Below are 17,289 nucleotides of genomic sequence, written 5' to 3' on the forward strand. Positions count from 1 at the left end.
TACGAGATGGCCGTTTTCCCCGAGAAATCCTTGCGCTAAAGCACTTGCGCTATAGCAGTGTGCCGTCTCGGGGCATGGTTGCGCTAGAGCAGCGCCTCTCTCGTTCCTCCCTAGTGCCCAACTTTTGTGCCCCACCATCCGACCCACGAAAACAGCAGAAGTCTCATTTTGCAAGACAGACCAAGTTGAAGCAAAGTGCACTAGGCCGGGCCGAGCTCGCGTGTCACGGGGCGTGACAATCGGGGGGGGGAGGAAAAATGTCGTTGCGTGACAGGTCGGTGGCGGGTCGGTGTGCGGCGCGACGGCGAAATCGTGGATTATTACGCCGCGTCACAGACCAAGCCCGCATTTTGCGATGTGCGACGGCCGATAAGCGCCGCATCGCATCGCGCCAAGTCACGTATGCAGAACGGTGCAGCTTGGCGCAACGCGATGCGATACAGCGTGGCGCAATGCGAGATCACATGCGGCGAGCGATCACATGCAGCGAGCGGTGAGCGGCTGCCAGGGATCAAGCTCGACCGGCTCGGTGCCGAGCAGTTCGAGCGTGGCCTTGTCGAGGAAGTCCTTGCGGATGATCAGCTCGGTCACGAAACGGTCGAACCATGCGCCGGACGCCACGTAATAGCCGTCCTTGCCGTTGTCCTTGCCCCAGCTGTTTTCCACCTTCCAACGGTCGGCGGTGCCGTCGGGCGCGATGTTCACGCCGGTGAGCGTCATCGCGTGGTTGCTCGGGCTGTCGCCGTACTCCAGTCCCTGCCCCTTGTCGAACGTGAACGCGGTGCCGAACAGCTCGTCGACGCGCACCACCGAGGCATCGAAGAAGCCGGCGTCGCGCAGCGAGAACTGGGTGCAGTCGCAGGCGAACCAGATCGGGTGGCCTGCGGTGAGCTGGTCGATGGCGGCCTTGCGGAACACGTCAAGCGGCACGTTGACGAATTCCAGCTGATCGGTGCCGGCCACGTTGGTGCTGTATCGGTACTGGTAGCGCTTGTTGAACGGCGTGGCGGCCATCGGCGCGTTGCACAGGGTGACGAAGTCGTTGACGTCCACCGGCACGTACTTGCGGTAGAACTCCACCGGCGTGATGCCGTATTCGCGGATCTGCTTGCGGTCGTCGATGCCGGACTTACCGGATTTGTCTGCCTCGCCGTTCTTGTCGGCGTCCTTCGCGCTCTTCGCATCCTTGTCGCCGCTCTTGTCGGCGTCCTTGTCGTCGTCCTTGACTCGGGCGATGAAGTCGAACTTCTCCGGCGGCTCGCCGAGCGCGATCGACACGATGCGGTACACGGTGGCCATGTCCTCCACCTTGAGCGCGCGCAGATCGTCGAGCGGCATGCCGGCGGCGTGCTTGGCGCGCAGATCGGCGGCGAATTCGCGCAGCTTGGTGTTCAGATACTGCACGAATGCGTCGGAATTGCGTGAGTTCTCGGATTCCGGATACGCGCTCTTGGGCATCAGACCGTACTTGTTGACCAGATTGACGAACATCTGCCACCAGCCGCCGTCGTCGGCGGGGCCTTCGTTGATGGTCTGGAAGAGGCGGCCGTCGGTCGGCTCGTCGAGCGTGGCGAGCACGTTCTCCAGATACGCGTTGGACTTTTCGATCTTGTCCCAGAAGAACAGGTAGGTTTCGGAGAACTCGAAGTCGTCGAGTCCCCACTGGTGCATCAGCTCGTAGCGCAGCGTGTTGAGCGAGGCGAACATCCAGCAGCGGCCGGAGTGGCGCTGGTTGGTGATCGAACCCTGCTTGAGTTCGATGGAGAAGTCGTTGGGCAGTTCGCGCACGCCCTGATAGCTGGTTGCGGCCTTGAGCACGCCGTTGGCTACTGCTGCGTTGGCGGCGACGCGGTTGGCTCGGTCGGCCTCGAACTCGTCGCGATAGCGCTTGATCTGGTCTGCGGTGACCGCCTGCGTGGTAGTCGTCGTTTCCTGTGACATGACGCTCCTTAGGGAATCGTTAACATGATGACAACACAACGACAATACTCTAAGGAGCCGCTATCGCCGTGATAGGGCGACGCGCCGACGGGCAACAGCGACATGATACGGCATTCCCCCCAGAAAGCAAGGAAATGTGATGTAGCTCACAGAGGACTTGAACCCCCGGAATCGCGGGGAAACCCGCCGAATTCCAAGCGTCACGCTATGATGCCGAGAAGCGTGAAATGACCATAATGTGAACAGAAGTTGACGGCTCGAAGAGTCAGAGGTAACACTTTCAGGTGCCCTTAGAGCGAGGAGGCCTTGCCCGTGATTAAGTACATCATCAAACGCGTCATCAACTACATCGTGATGCTTTTCGTCGCGACGTCGATGACGTACTTCCTGGCGAGTGCCCTTATGGACCCTCGTTCCAACTACATGTCCCGCAACCCGCGTCCGCCGATCTCCTCGATCAACCGCTCGCTTGATCTGGCGAACATCAACGACCAGACTCCCGTGCTGGTGCGCTACTGGCGCTGGCTCACGGGCATCGTCACGCGCTGGGACTGGGGTCTGAGCCCGAATCAGGCGCCGGTCGGTCCGGCGGTGGCGTCGCGCATCTCCGCTTCGCTGCAGCTGGTCACGCTCGCCACGATCCTCGGCATCATCTTCGGCGTGAGCCTCGGTGTGTATACCGCCATCCGCCAGTACAAGTGGCAGGACCGCGTGCTCAACGGTCTGTCCACCTTCTTCCTGGTGGTTCCGGCGGCCGTCATGGGTCTGATGGTCGCCATGCTGGCCATCATGCTCAACAGCAACGTCGGCGCCCGCATCTTCTACGTGACCGGTCTGCACTCCTATCAGGGCGACAATCCGATCATGTGGTTCATAGACTTCCTGCAGCATCTGATTCTGCCGACGATCGTCATCACGATCCCCGGCATGGTCAGCTACCATCTGACGCAGCGCACGTATCTGCTCGATACGATGAACGCCGACTACGTGCGCACCGCACGCGCCAAGGGTCTGCCGCTCAACCTCGCCATTCGTCGTCACGCGCTGCGCACCTCGCTGATTCCGACCGCCGTGAACGTGGCGTTCTCGATCGCCAGCGTCTTCACCGGCGCGGTCATCACCGAAAACGTGTTCGCCATCAATGGCCTCGGCCGGTACTTCACCGAAACCATCGCCACCAACGACATCAACGGCTCCGTTGCGGTCGCGGCATTCGGTGGCGTGTGCACGCTGACCGGTGCGCTGCTGGCTGATATCTTCTCCGCGTGGCTTGACCCGCGCATCCGTCTGAGCTGAGCGATCGGCATCGAGTAGAACGTGGATTTGAAGGAACAGACAATGAGCAACGAGAACATCACCACCACGAAGGCCGAGGCGTCAAACGCTGATGCCACCAAGGCCGAGCGTCTTAAGGGTCTCAAGATTCGTCGTCCGGCCGAATCGGCGCCGGAGCAGCAGGGCGAGTTCAAGCGCACCGGTCGTATGACGCTGTACGCCCGGCGATTCTTCCGCCGCCCGTCCGCCGTCGTCGGTCTGGTCATTCTGCTGATTCTCATCTTCTTCGCGATCTTCGGCTCGAAGTTCTCGAAGTGGGCCTATGACGAGCCGGACTTCCTCTCGCTCGCCCAGCCGCCATCGGCGGAGCACTGGCTTGGCACCACCGTCGGCGGATCCGATATGTATGCGATGGTCGTGCGTGGCCTCGGCCGCTCGCTGTCGATCGGTATCCTCAGCTCCATCGTCACGACCATCATCGCCGCGCTGATCGGCACCGCGGTCGCGTTCTTCGAGGGATGGTTCGAGAAGATCGGCATGTGGCTGCTCGACATGCTGCTGGTCATTCCGTCGTTCCTGCTGATCGCCCTGATCGTCAACGCCTCCACCGGCGGCAGCGACTGGCTGTGGCTGACGTTCGGCCTGACCGCATTCGGCTGGATCGGCTATGCGCGTACGCTGCGAACGCTGACGCTGAGTCTGCGCGAGCGCGAATACGTGCGCGCCGCCAAGTTCATGGGCGTGCCGTCGTTCGTGATCATCCTGCGCCATCTGGTGCCGAACCTCGGCTCCGTGCTCATCATCAACACGGTTCTCGGCGTGATCGGCGCAGTCAACAGCGAAACCGCACTGAGCTTCCTGGGCCTCGGCATCAAGGCACCCGACACATCCCTCGGCACCCTGCTCAATGAGGGCCAGAGCGTCATCGAGACCTCGCCGTGGGTGCTCCTCTTCCCCTCGCTCATACTGGTGATCCTCACCTTCTCCGTGCAGCTGATCGGCGACGGTCTGCGCGACGCGATCGACCCGTACTCCCGTTCCACCGGAAAGGCCAAGTGACGCACGATGAGCACGACGACGATCAACGATAAGGAAACCGCAGCGATGAGCACCGAAACATCCAAACACCCCTCCACCGGCGAGATGGCCCTTGAGGCGGCCACCGCCAACACGTCGGGTGAGCAGCCTGTTCTCGAGGTGCGCGACCTGACCGTGCACTTCGCCTCCGAAGCCGGCACCGTCAAGGCTGTGCGCGGCATGAACTTCGACCTGTATCGCGGCAAGACGCTCGGCATCGTGGGCGAATCCGGCTCCGGCAAGTCGGTCACCTCGATGGCGATCATGGGACTGCTCGACAAGAACGCGAGCGTCAAGGGCTCGATCAAGTATCACGGCGAGGAGCTGCTCACCAAGTCCGATCTGGAGATGAGCAAGATCCGCGGCAAGGGCATCGCGATGGTCTTCCAGGACCCGCTGTCCGCCCTGACCCCGGTCTTCTCGATCGGCGATCAGATCAAGGAGGCTCTGGTCATCCACAATCCGAAGATGACCGAGCAGCAGATCCACGAACGTTCCATCGAGCTGATGGAGCTGGTCGGCATTCCCGAGCCCGAGGAACGTCTCAAGTCGTTCCCGCATGAGTTCTCGGGTGGTATGCGTCAGCGCGTGATGATCGCCATGGCCATCGCCAACAACCCCGATCTGATCATCTGCGACGAGCCGACCACCGCACTCGACGTGACCATTCAGGCGCAGGTGCTGGAGGTGCTTCGCAAGGCGCAGAAGGAGACCGGCGCGGCCGTCATCTTCATCACCCACGATCTGGGCGTGATCGCCGGCATCGCCGACGACATCATCGTCATGTATGCGGGTCGCCCGGTCGAACAGGCCAACGTCGAGCGAATCTTCGCGCATCCGTCGATGCCGTATACGATGGGTCTGCTCGGCGCGGTGCCGCGTTCCGACCGTGAGCGCGCCGCCCGTCTGGTGCCGATCCCCGGCGCACCGATGAACCTGGTGAACATGCCGAAGGGCTGCCCGTTCGCGCCGCGCTGCCCCCTCGCCACTGATCGATGCTTCGAGGAGGAGCCGCAGATGCGGCCCGTCAAGGGTCATGAGGGCCAGTTCGCCGCGTGCTACCACTCCGACGAGATCGCGCAGCGCGGTCTGACCTTCTCCGACATCTACGAGGTCGGCGAGGCCGCCAAGTCGAAGTTCGACGGCATCCCGCGCGAGCAGCGCAAGGTCGTGCTCGACGTGCAGCACATCCGCAAGACGTTCCCGTTGACCGCCGGCGGCTTCCTGCGCCGCAAGATCGGCGTGGTCAAGGCCGTCGACGACGTCACCCTCGACGTGCGTGAGGGCGAGACCGTGGCCCTCGTGGGCGAGTCCGGCTCCGGCAAGTCCACCACGCTGATGGAGATCATGGACTTCCGCAAGCCGGAGTCCGGCGAGATCACGATGTTCGACACCAAGCTCGAGAAGAAGATGCCGGCATCGGTGCGCCGTGAGCTGCGCTCCGCCGTGCAGTACGTCTTCCAGGACCCGATGAGCTCGCTCGACCCGCGTCTGCCGATCTACGACATCCTCGCCGAGCCGATGAAGGTGCAGCACAAGAGCCGCGAGGAGATTCGCGAGCGCATCGGCCAGCTGATGCGACTCGTCGAGCTCAACCCCGATCAGGTCGACCGCTTCCCGACGCAGTTCTCGGGCGGTCAGCGTCAGCGCATCGCCATCGCGCGCGCTCTGGCGGTCAACCCCAAGCTCATTCTGCTCGACGAACCGGTCTCCGCGCTTGACGTGTCGATTCAGGCCGGCGTGATCAACCTGCTTGAGGATCTGCAGAACAAGCTCGGCGTTGCCTACCTGTTCGTGGCCCACAACCTGTCGGTCGTGCGCCACATCTCCAGCCGCATCGCCGTGATGTATCTGGGTCGCATCGTCGAATCGGGCACCACGTCCGAAGTGTTCGACAACCCGCTGCACCCGTACACCCAGGCGCTGATGAGCGCCGTCCCGGTGCCCGACCCGGTTGTGGAGCGCACCCGCCAGCGCATCGTGCTGCAGGGCGAGCTGCCGAGCCCGACCGAGACGTTCAAGGGCTGCCCGTTCGCAGGGCGCTGCCCGCTGCTGCCCACCCTGACCAAGGAGCAGCAGGCCCGTTGCCTGGGCGAAAGCCCGGTGCTCGGCCAAACCAAGTCTTCCCAGTTCGCTGACCATCAGGTGGCATGTCACTTCGCGTAACAAACGCGTGGTAGTAGTGTAACCTTGAACCAAGGCCGAGGCAGTCCCCAACAGGGATGAGCCTCGACCGGTCCCGAACGGGACAAATCCGGATTTGCGTTGTGTATGAATCCGGACGAATAGGAGAGGAATCCAACATGAAGAACAAGAGCAAGCTGATGACGCTTGCGGCCGTTGCTGCATCCTGCGCGATGCTGCTTTCCGGCTGCGGTGGTGCCAATAACAGCTCCAACAACAGCAATACTGCAACCGTGACCGAAGAGCCGGCCGCGGGCTTCGATTCGTCGTACACCGGCTCCCTGCCGATGCCGAAGACCGATCAGCGCTATGACAACCAGCAGGACCGCGACAACGTCAAGGACGGCGGCACCCTGACGCTGCCGATCACCGAGATCGGCCCGAACTGGAACTACCTGTCCACCGATGGCAACACCGGCTACATGTCCGAGCTGTGGAGCTGGTACCAGCCGAACCTGATCATGGCCGACACCGTTGGCGGCGCTCCGCTCAAGCCGAACCCGGACTTCCTGACCAGCATGAAGATGGTCACCGAGAATCCGATGGTCATCCAGTTCGACATCAACCCCAAGGCCAAGTGGAACGACGGCAAGGACATCGACTGGACCGCGTTCAAGGCCACCTGGGAAGCCTACAACGGCAAGAATCCGGACTACAACCCGCCGAGCACCGACGGCTTCGACAAGATCTCCAGCGTTGAGAAGGGCGACTCCGCCAAGCAGGTCATCGTCAAGTTCTCCACGCCGTGCTACAACTGGCAGGGCCTGTTCGGCACTCTGGTGAACCCGGAGGCCGGCGACGCCAAGACCTTCACCTCCGGCTGGGTCAAGAACCCGCACAACGAGTGGGCTGCCGGTCCGTACAAGGTCGAGTCCTTCTCCGACTCGCAGGTCACCTTCGTCCCCAACGAGAAGTGGTGGGGCGACAAGCCGAAGCTCGACAAGGTCATCTACAAGCAGATGAGCTCCACGGCCATCATCAACGCCTTCAAGAACGGCGAGATCGACGCCACCGGCTCTGACGGTGTGACCACCAAGGACAACATCCAGGCCGTGCGTTCCGTCAAGGACGCCCAGCTGCGCTACGGCTACAGCACCAAGACCCGCGTGCTCGAGTACAACGGCAAGTCCGCTCCGCTCGACGACATCAACGTGCGCAAGGCCCTGACCCAGGCGTTCGACGTCAACACCTACAACAGCATCCAGTTCCAGGGCATGGACTGGAAGGCCGAACAGCCGGGCTCCGAGCTGCTCATGCCGTACCAGAAGGGCTACGAGAACAACTTCCCCGAAGAGGGCAAGTACAACGTCGACAACGCCAAGAAGACCCTTGAGGGCGCCGGCTACAAGCTCGGCGACGACGGCTACTACGCCAAGGACGGCAAGACCCTTGAGGTCTCCTTCACGTTCTTCGGCGACGACGCCACCCAGAAGGCCCTCGCCACCGCCTACCAGGCGATGATGAAGAAGGCCGGCATCAAGGTCAAGGTCGTCAACGTGGCTGAGTCCAAGTTCTCCGACACCGTCATCAACGGCAACTATCAGGTGCTGCCGATGGCATGGCAGGCTCCGTCCGCCTACACCTTCATCTCCTCCGCTCCGCAGCTGTACACCAACGGCGGTCCGTCCAACTTCACCTACGTCGGTTCCGACGAGGTTGACGCGCTGGTCAGCAAGGCCGGCGAGCACGCCGAGTACGACGATCAGGCCAAGGCCGCGAACGAGGCCGAGAAGGCCGCGCTCAAGCTCTACGGCACCGTCCCGGTCTCCACGCCTGGTCTCTACTACGGCGTGAAGAAGGGCCTCGCGAACTACGGTCCGTCCGGCTTCGCGACCAACCTGCCGCAGAACATCGGCTGGCAGAAGTGAGCCGATGCGTCTGAATCAGGCGCTGAACGCTGAACTCTGACTGTCTGACAGTCTGTCTGTGACACGACCTCCTCGGGATGCGACATGCTCCCGGGGAGGTCGTTCCATGTGTGCGATCATTGAGCCGAACCGGCTTCGTACCCGGCTTCGTACCCGATAATCGATAATAATCATTACTATGTAGGCGGCTATGTCAGTGCATAGCAAACCGCCTACCACCACAGAAAGCCGCAGAAACCGCGCATGTACGTCGATCCGATGAAAAACCAGAACACAGGCAACCTGCGCTGGATCATGCCCTACTGCCGCCCGGACTGGCCGCGCGTCGCCGGAGCGCTCGTCATGTTCGCCCTCAACAACACCATGGCGCTGACCATCCCGCTGATCTCCGGACTCATCGTCGACCGGGTGATCGTGCAGGGACACACGGACGAACTGACCCGCCTGTGCCTGATGATGGTCACGTTCACCATCGTGCGCGCGATAGGCCGCTACGGCTACACCATGTGGATGGAACGATTCGGCCAGAACTCCATCTACCGGCTCGTGTCCGACGAATACGAGAAGCTGCACAAACTCGACTTCACCTACTTCAATCACACGCGCACCGGCGACATCATGAGCCGCCTGACCTCCGACACCGACGCGATCCGCCATGCGATCAGTTGGGTGAGCTACAACGTGCTCGACTGCGTGGTCATGTTCCTCGGCGCGATCATCATGATGTTCACCATCGACTGGCGGCTCGCGCTTGCTCTCGGCGCCGTCACGCCGTTCCTGTTCCTGCTCACGCGCGGCCTGTCCAAGCATGCGCATCCGCTGTTCTACGCGATCCGCAACTCGCTCGCCTCGCTCAATTCGATGGTCGAGGAGAACATCGAAGGCAACCGCGTGGTCAAGGCGTTCGTGCGCGAACCCTACGAGACCCGTAAATTCGATGAGCGCAACGACGACTACATGCAGCGCAACATGGATCTCGCCTACAATTCGCGCCGATACATGCCCTGGCTTGACGGACTCGGCTTCGCCCTGCAGCTCATCACGTTCGGCTTCGGCGGCCTGCTGGTCATCAACGGCTACATGACGCTCGGCAACCTCGTCAGCTTCAACTCGTATCTGTGGATGATCGACGGCCCGGTGCGCCAATCCGGCTGGCTCATCAACGATTGGCAACGGTTCAACGCGAGCTGCATCAAGATCAGGCGACTGCTCACCGAGCAATCGCATATCAATGAGCCGCAGCAATCCGCGGCACCGGCGGCTGAAACAGCGGCGCAGAACTCGGTTGGAACCGCTGCTGAACCAGCGGTTGTCGCCAACGCTGCTGCCACCGACGCCGCTGTCGCCACCGATGGCACGGCGGTCGCCACCGCCACCGCCGCCACCGCCAACGCCAGCACCGCCACCACCACCGTAGCGGCCGCAACCGCGCCCATCCACGGCGACATTCGCTTCGAGCACGTCGATTTCGCATTCCCCGACGACCCCGACACGCTGATTCTCACCGACATCGACTTTCATATCCCGGCCGGCGCAAAGCTCGGCATTCTTGGCGAGACCGGTGCCGGCAAATCCACGCTCGTCAGTCTTATGGCGCGCTTCTACGATCCGACCGCCGGCCGCGTGCTCATCGACGGCGTGGACGTACGCCAGCGCCCGCTCGCCGCGCTGCGCAGCCAGGTGTGCATCGTCGCGCAGGACACGTTCCTGTTCTCCGATACGATCGGCGGCAACATCGGCTTCGGCGCGTCCGAAGACGAGGCGCGCGACGAACGCTACATCCAGCGCATGGCACAGATCGCCGGCGCGGACGGCTTCATCCGCTCGATGCCGGACGGCTACAGCACCATCGTCGGAGAGCGCGGCGTCGGCCTGTCCGGCGGGCAGAAGCAGCGCCTGTCGCTGGCACGCGCACTGGCCGACGACCCGGCCATCCTCATCATGGACGATACGACCTCGGCCGTTGACATGGAGACCGAGGCGGAGATCCAGCGGCACTTGCGCGAACTCGACGGCGACAAGACGATCGTGACCATCGCGCACCGCATCTCGTCGGTCAAGGACGCCGATCTGATTCTGGTGCTGGAGCACGGCCGCATAGTGGAGCGAGGCACGCACGAGCAGCTCGTCGCCGCGCACGGGCGCTATTGGCAGATCTATCACAAGCAGTTGGGATTGGCCGCCGGCGAATCACAAGGATACTGATCGCGGCCGCAGCGCTGCCGCAGCGCATCGCGGCCGCAACCAAAGCGTAATGCAACCGCAGCGAAGCAGGCGCCGCACCAGCAGCTGAGCCGCAACAGCAGCAGCGACCCACCCGCAATCGCAACCCACCCGCAGCCGTTCGCAGCATAATCGACGGAGGATTTTGATGGCACAACGCAACACGTACCGCGAGGACGAGGAACTGGAGGAGCAGATCAACCTGCACGACATCCTCCGCGTCGGCGCGTATCTCAAACCGTACCGTGCGCAGGTGGCGCGCATTCTCGCCGTGGTGATCTCGATGAGCTGCATCGTCGTGTCGGTGCCGTACCTGACCAAGATCATCATCGATCAGGCGATACCGAACAAGGATCTCGGACTGCTGGGCGGACTCGCCGCGCTGCTGGCGGCGCTCATCGTGCTCTACGAGCTCGGCCTGCGCTACCGCACGGTCGCGATCACGCGCGTCGGCCAGATGATGCTCAAGGACATGCGCCGCGACATCTTCACGCATATCCAGACGTTGCCGTTCAGCTACTTCGATTCGCGTCCGCACGGCAAGATCCTCATCCGCGTGGTCAACTATGTGAACACGCTGTCCGACACGCTGAGCTCGGGCCTGATCAACGTGATCTCCGACGTGTTCACGTTCATCATCACGCTGGTGGTCATGTTCGCGATCGACTGGCGGCTCGCGCTGTGGAGCCTGGTGCTGTTCCCGGTGCTGCTCGTGTGGGTGTGGGTGCTCAAGGTGTTCCAGCGGCGTGCCTACCGGGTGCTGTCGAACAAGCAGAGCAACCTGAACGCGTTCATCCACGAGTCGATCGCCGGCGTGAAGACCACGCAGACGTTCGCGCGCGAACGCGAGCAGTTCCGCTCGTTCCAGGAGCAGCAGAGCGAGGTGCGCAGCGCGTGGATGCGGGCCGTGCACGTGCAGTTCCTCATGTGGCCGGGCGTGCAGGTCATCGCGTTCAGCACGATCGCGTTCATCTATTTCGTGGGCGTCACCGGATTCGGCGGCGTGGACGTGACCACCGGCGTGCTGATCGCGTTCGTCGGCTATGCGTCGAACTTCTGGAACCCGGTCATCAACATCGGTAACTTCTACAATCAGCTCATCACCTGCTCGGCCTACCTGGAGCGCATCTTCGAGACGATGGACGTGCATCCCGAGATCGAGAACCGGCCTGGTGCGGTCGATCTGCCGCCGATTCGCGGGCAGGTGGACTTCAACGACGTGATCTTCCGCTATGAGGACGACGGCCGCAACATCCTCAATCTGGTGGACTTCCACGTCGCTCCCGGGCGCACGGTCGCGCTGGTGGGACCGACGGGCGCCGGCAAGACGACGATCGTGAGTCTGCTGTCGCGCTTCTACGACGTGGCCGAAGGGTCGGTGTGCATCGACGGGCATGACGTGCGCGACGTGACGCTTGAATCGCTGCGTCGGCAGATGGGCGTGATGCTGCAGGACACGTTCATCTTCTCCGGCAACGTGCGCGAGAACATCCGCTATGGTCGGCTTGATGCGACGGACGAGGAGATCGAGGCGGCGGCGCGCGCGGTGCATGCGCACGAGTTCATCATGGAGCTGCCGGACGGCTATGATACGGCCGTTGAGGAGCGTGGCTCGACGCTGTCGGCCGGCCAGCGCCAGCTCATCGCGTTCGCGCGCGTGCTGCTCGCCGATCCGCGCATTCTGATCTTGGATGAGGCTACGTCGAACATCGACACGCGCACCGAGGAGGCGCTGCAGGCTGGATTGCGGCAACTGCTGAAGGGGCGCACGAGCTTCATCATCGCGCACCGGCTGTCGACGATCGAGAATGCGGACGAGATCTTCTACATCGATCACGGCCAGATCGTGGAGCATGGGTCGCATGCGCAGCTGCTGGCGGCGCGCGGCGCGTACTGGCGGCTGTACGAGTCGCAGTACGCGATGATTCGCGTGGCACACGGCGTCGCGGAGACGTGAGTCGCCGCTGCCGGTGCTGCCGCCGCTGCCGCCGCTGCCGGTGCTCCCGGTGCTGCCGCCCACCGTGTAGGCAATCTCACACCGTGTAGGCAATCTCACATGGTGTAGGCAATTTCACATGGTGTAGGGATCGCCCCATGATGTAGGGAACGAAAATGGCTTAATACCAACGTTTTTGCGGTATGCGCATGTTGGGCATCCCTACACCATGGGCAAATCCCTACACCATGGGGATTGGCGGCGCGGTGGGCGGCGCAATGCGACGCGGGGGGCGTGTGATGGGCGGCGCAATGCGACGCGGGGGCGTGCGATGGGCGGCGCAATGCGACGCGGGGTGCGTGCGCGGTGGGCCGTGCGGTGGGCCGTGCGGTGCGGCGCATGACCTAGACTGGGCATCATGAGCAAGCATCATCATCGCGACCGTAGCTGGGCGCCGGCCCCGTCCGCGCTGCCCGCCGACGCGCAGGTCATCGACAACCACACGCACGTCGCATCCGTCGTGCCGTTCGCCCGCGCCATGAGCCACGAGGCCGTCGAGAAAGGCCAGCCGCAAGTGCCCGTGTATGGCGTGGACGAGCTGCTCGCGCAGGCGGCCGACGTTGGTGTGGAAGGCGTGATCGACTGCGGATGCGAGCTGCCGAATCTGCAGGTCGCGATCGACATGGCCCGAGAGCACCCCGGTCAGGTGCATGCGGCGATCGCCATCCACCCCAACGAGGCGGTGCTGCACGGCCATCGCGGCGTTCCCGGACCGGACGGGCTCGCGGTGAAATACAAGCCGTACCACGATGTGCCGTTCGACGAGGCGATGGCCGAGGTCGCCCGACTCGCGCGCGCCTACCCGCGGCAGGTCGTGGCGATCGGCGAAACCGGCATGGACCTGTTTCGCACGGGGGCGGCGGCGGTGGAGCTCCAGCGTGAGGCGTTCCGCGCGCACATCGCACTCGCCAAGGAGCTGGGATTGCCGATGCAGATTCACGATCGCGACTCGCATCGCGAGGTCATCGAAACGCTGCTCGCGGACGGAGCGCCGGAACGTACCGTGTTCCACAGCTATTCCGGTGATGCCGAGATGGGCGAAATCGCGCGCGAACACGGCTGGTATCTGAGTTTTTCCGGCACGGTGAGCTACAAGGGCAACGACGGCATCCGCGAATCGGCGCGCATCGTCGGGCCGAGTCATGTGATGGTCGAAACCGACGCGCCATACCTGACGCCGATGCCCTATCGCGGCCGCACCAACGCGCCGTATATGATTCCGTACACGCTGGTTGCGCTCGCGGATGCGCTGGATTTGCCGCTTGCCGAGGCTGCGCGCGCCACCCGCCGCACCACGCGCGAGGTCTACGGCATCTAGCGGCATCCGCTAGCGTGGCGTCCGCTAGCGTGGTATCCACCAGCGTGGCGTCTGAGCGGCGATGATCCATGCAGCAGCGTCAGTGATCAGCGGCGCTGCAATCCGCAACCCAGCAATCCGCAGAACCATCCGCGGAACCGCAATACAAAGCCGATCTGCATAGCCGAATCGCATAGCCGAGCTGCCAAATCACCTAATGCAATCCTTGCGATCCATACATGTGCATATGCGATCCATACGAATTCCAAACATATTCCAAACCCTGCAAACCCTTGCAATTGCACCAAAGTACCGCCAATCGCATATACTTGCCCGTTGAGATTGTGAGGGATTCGTTAGGATGTGCACGGCGCACGCCATAGGCGCGGCCGAATGCGTCGCGCATGGCCGAGCGTGAGAATCCCGGCAATGCAGGATGTGCTTGAGCGGGGGAGACCCCGCGATGGAGGGATACGCATGGCGCAAAAGCCTGACGAAACCTTGCTGAAGGCCGACACATTCACCAATGTGCCCAAGGTCACCCGCGGTACGCTCACCAAGGAGGAGCGCGAACAGATCGCCAAACAGCGCGAGACCGCCAAGCAGGAGGCCGAAAAACTCGCCAAGACCGCAGCTCGCGGAGGCCTCTTCGGCCGTTGGTGGACCCGGCTCCAGTCCGGCCCCGACAAGGTCACGTGGGGCATGGCGATCGTCGCGCTCGGCGTGGTCTATGGCGACATCGGCACCTCGCCGCTTTACACCGCGCAGACGTTCCTCGCCGGTCAGGGCGGCCTCGCCCAGGCCGACCGCGAGTCGGTGCTCGGCATGCTCTCGCTGGTGTTCTGGTCGATCACGCTGATCACCACCGTCAAATACGTGCTCATCGCGATGCGCATTGACAACAAGGGCGAAGGCGGCATCTTCGCGCTGTATTCGCTGATTCGCCGCTACGGCGCGTGGCTCGCCATGCCGGCCATGCTCGGCGGCGCCGCGTTCCTTGCGGATTCGGTGCTCACGCCGGCCGTTTCGATCAGCTCGGCCGTCGAGGGTCTGCAGACGCTGCCCGCATTGGAATCGCTGTTCGACGCCAACGAGAACCTCACGCTGATGATCACCGTGGTCATCATCGTGCTGCTGTTCGCCGTCCAGTCGCGCGGCACCGAAAGCATCGGCCGCGTGTTCGGCTCGGTGGTGCTCGTATGGTTCCTGTTTCTCGCCGTGGTCGGTCTGTTCAATCTGTCGAACGACTGGACGGTGTTCGAGGCGCTCAATCCGTGGTACGGCATGCGATTCCTGTTCAGCCCGCACAACGCGGCCGGCATCGCGCTGATGGGCACGGTGTTCCTGTCGACCACCGGTGCCGAGGCGCTGTATTCCGACATGGGTCATGTGGGACGCGGCAACATCTACTTCACGTGGCCGTTCATCAAGATCGCGCTGGTGTTCAACTACTTCGGCCAGGGCGCGTGGATGCTGCGCAACAACGACAATCCCGAATACACGTCGATGAAGACGCTCAACCCGTTCTTCCAGATGATGAATCCGAACGTGCGCTACGTGGCGGTCGTGCTGTCGGTCGCGGCGGGCATCATCGCATCGCAGGCGCTCATCACCGGCGCGTTCACGATGGTTTCCGAGGCGACCGGCCTCAACTGGGCGCCGCATCTGCAGGTGCGCTACCCTGCGCGCACGCGCGGCCAGCTGTACATTCCGGTCATCAACGTGGTGCTGTGCGTGGCGACGCTGGCGGTGCTCGGCCTGTTCAAGGATTCCGAGCATATCTCCGCGGCCTATGGCCTGGCGCTGACGATCACGATGATCACCACCACGATTCTGCTGGCCGTGTACATCTGGCATCAGGGCAAGCGGCTCGGCGCGATCGTGTTCACGCTGGTGTTCCTCGCCATCCAGCTCATGTTCTTCATCGCATCGATGGCCAAGTTCCTGCACGGCGGCTGGTTTACGATGCTGCTGACCGTGGCGATCCTGTTCGTGATGATCACATGGAACGACGGCACGAAGCTGGAGCGCTCGCAGCGACGCCACATGATGCCGAAGGACTTTCTGCCGGCGCTTGAGCGGCTGCACGGCGATTTCCGCATTCCGTATTTCGCCGACAACATCGTGTATCTGACGTCGGATGCCGAGATGCGGCGGTTGGATACCGACATCTTCTTCTCGATCTTCGCCGATCATCCCAAGCGCGCCCGCGCATGGTGGGCGGTGTCGGTGCAGACGACCGACGAGCCGTATACGCGCGAGTATTCGGTGGAGAACTTCAATACCAGCTACATCTTCCGTGTGCGCATTCGGCTTGGATTCAAGGTGTCGCAGTCGATTCCGGCGTATCTGCATCAGATCATGCATGATCTGAGCAAGACCGGCGATCTGCCGCAGCAGAAGTCGATCTATCCGAAGCTGGACGCCGATCCAGAGATCGGCACGATCCGCTATGTGCTGATTCACAAGGATCTGATGCCGGAGTCGAAGATCTCGACGCGTGGTGCGTTGTCGCTGCGCGCGAAGTATGCGATTCGCCGCGTGGCCGGCTCGCCGGTCAAGTGGTTCGGTCTGTCGCCGTTCAATCCGCTGGTCGAGGTCCAGCCGCTGTTCATCTCGACGCGCCGCCCGCCGCGACTCAAGCGCGTGGCGCTGCGCAAGCGCGATCCGCGTGCGGTTGAATCCGGGATGACTGTCGGTGGTGTTGCTGGTGGTACCGGTGTTGCTGGCGGCGGCGTCGGCGGTATTGGTGGATCCGGCGTTGGCGGTGGTGCTGGTTCCGGTGCTGCGGCTGGTGGTGCTGGTGGTGCGAAAGCTAGGAAGCCGGGTCAGAAGGCGGCACAGAAGTCGGTGGCCGCGAAGTCCGGTCAGCAGCCCGCGAAATCGGCGCGGTCGGGTCGGGCTGCTCAGGCGGATTCGACGGATCGGCAGAATCAGGCGAATCCACAGGTGCGGCCGATACAGTCAGTGCAGTCAGTACAGTCGGTGCAGTCGAATCGCGTGGTGGGCAAGACTGCGCAGTCTCAGCTGCCGACGCAGTCTCTGCCTCAGCCGCAGTCGAGCATCGATGCGGTGGTTATCGAGCCGGAGTCTGCGCCGATTCGCCCAGAATCCGAAGGCGAACGCACGATGGTGCTCACAGCCGTCAAACCAGGTGTGAGGCCCGCTGTGAAGGCTGATACGAAGGCCGACGTGAAGACTGATGCCGGGAGCGATGCTGCCGCGAGCGCTGCTGTCGAGTGACCGGCGCGTTCGCGTGCGCGTACTTCTGCGTTCTAGCGTGAGTGCGTGCATCGTCGCATGCGTGCATTGCTGTATGCGGCAATGCACGCATAAGTGCGTTCTTTCGCATGGCCCAGTGGTTTGTTTGATGGAACCTAGTATCCTGCGTCAGAAAATCGTTGACGAATTCACTACCCCTCAGTCCC

7 protein-coding genes and 3 pseudogenes are annotated in these 17,289 nt (G+C 62.8%); 9 read left to right on the plus strand and 1 reads right to left on the minus strand.

Going from position 1 to position 17,289, the window contains the following annotated elements; all coding sequences use genetic code 11:
* Window positions 1–477: 477 nt before the first annotated feature.
* Window positions 478–1,941, minus strand: coding sequence for a C1 family peptidase (locus EHS19_RS05575; RefSeq protein WP_151916791.1), 1,464 nt, complete (start codon window positions 1,939–1,941; stop codon window positions 478–480).
* A 312-nt stretch (window positions 1,942–2,253) separates the two neighbouring features.
* Here EHS19_RS05575 and EHS19_RS05580 point away from each other — a divergent pair, with 312 nt between their 5' ends.
* The 9 genes and pseudogenes from EHS19_RS05580 to EHS19_RS05615 all read left to right on the plus strand — a co-directional run.
* On the plus strand, window positions 2,254–3,237 hold the full coding sequence (locus EHS19_RS05580) for an ABC transporter permease (RefSeq protein ID WP_175578330.1): 984 nt from the start codon (window positions 2,254–2,256) through the stop codon (window positions 3,235–3,237).
* A 42-nt stretch (window positions 3,238–3,279) separates the two neighbouring features.
* Window positions 3,280–4,275: an ABC transporter permease gene (locus EHS19_RS05585; protein ID WP_151916792.1), complete on the plus strand. Its 996-nt coding sequence runs from the start codon at window positions 3,280–3,282 to the stop codon at window positions 4,273–4,275.
* A gap of 84 nt (window positions 4,276–4,359) precedes the next feature.
* Window positions 4,360–6,459 carry a dipeptide ABC transporter ATP-binding protein gene (locus EHS19_RS05590; protein WP_175578334.1) on the plus strand — a complete coding sequence of 700 codons (2,100 nt, stop codon included), beginning with the start codon at window positions 4,360–4,362 and terminating at the stop codon, window positions 6,457–6,459.
* 137 nt (window positions 6,460–6,596) lie between these two features.
* Window positions 6,597–8,345 (plus strand): ABC transporter family substrate-binding protein, encoded by a 1,749-nt coding sequence (locus EHS19_RS05595; RefSeq protein WP_151916794.1) that lies wholly within the window; start codon window positions 6,597–6,599, stop codon window positions 8,343–8,345.
* A gap of 243 nt (window positions 8,346–8,588) precedes the next feature.
* Window positions 8,589–9,576: pseudogene (locus EHS19_RS11730) on the plus strand (ABC transporter transmembrane domain-containing protein); the annotation flags it as partial.
* A 203-nt stretch (window positions 9,577–9,779) separates the two neighbouring features.
* Window positions 9,780–10,550 (plus strand): annotated as a pseudogene (locus EHS19_RS11735) (ABC transporter ATP-binding protein); the annotation flags it as partial.
* 166 nt (window positions 10,551–10,716) lie between these two features.
* Complete coding sequence (locus EHS19_RS05605; protein ID WP_151916795.1) at window positions 10,717–12,525, plus strand: ABC transporter ATP-binding protein; 1,809 nt, start codon at window positions 10,717–10,719, stop codon at window positions 12,523–12,525.
* 397 nt (window positions 12,526–12,922) lie between these two features.
* Window positions 12,923–13,882, plus strand: coding sequence for a TatD family hydrolase (locus EHS19_RS05610; protein WP_151916796.1), 960 nt, complete (start codon window positions 12,923–12,925; stop codon window positions 13,880–13,882).
* Between the two features lie 456 nt (window positions 13,883–14,338).
* Window positions 14,339–16,531, plus strand: a pseudogene (locus EHS19_RS05615) (KUP/HAK/KT family potassium transporter); the annotation flags it as partial.
* Window positions 16,532–17,289 lie beyond the last annotated feature (758 nt).

This window comes from Bifidobacterium jacchi (genome assembly GCF_009078285.1).
GTDB lineage: Bacteria > Actinomycetota > Actinomycetes > Actinomycetales > Bifidobacteriaceae > Bifidobacterium > Bifidobacterium jacchi.

What these genes read in the sequence shown, in the direction of transcription:
- EHS19_RS05585 (WP_151916792.1), top strand. Translation starts at nt 3,280, where the DNA reads ATGAGCAACGAGAACATCACCACCACGAAGGCCGAGGCGTCAAACGCT.
- EHS19_RS05595 (WP_151916794.1), top strand. Translation starts at nt 6,597, where the DNA reads ATGAAGAACAAGAGCAAGCTGATGACGCTTGCGGCCGTTGCTGCATCC.
- EHS19_RS05575 (WP_151916791.1), bottom strand. Translation starts at nt 1,941, where the DNA reads ATGTCACAGGAAACGACGACTACCACGCAGGCGGTCACCGCAGACCAG.
- EHS19_RS05605 (WP_151916795.1), top strand. Translation starts at nt 10,717, where the DNA reads ATGGCACAACGCAACACGTACCGCGAGGACGAGGAACTGGAGGAGCAG.
- EHS19_RS05590 (WP_175578334.1), top strand. Translation starts at nt 4,360, where the DNA reads ATGGCCCTTGAGGCGGCCACCGCCAACACGTCGGGTGAGCAGCCTGTT.
- EHS19_RS05610 (WP_151916796.1), top strand. Translation starts at nt 12,923, where the DNA reads ATGAGCAAGCATCATCATCGCGACCGTAGCTGGGCGCCGGCCCCGTCC.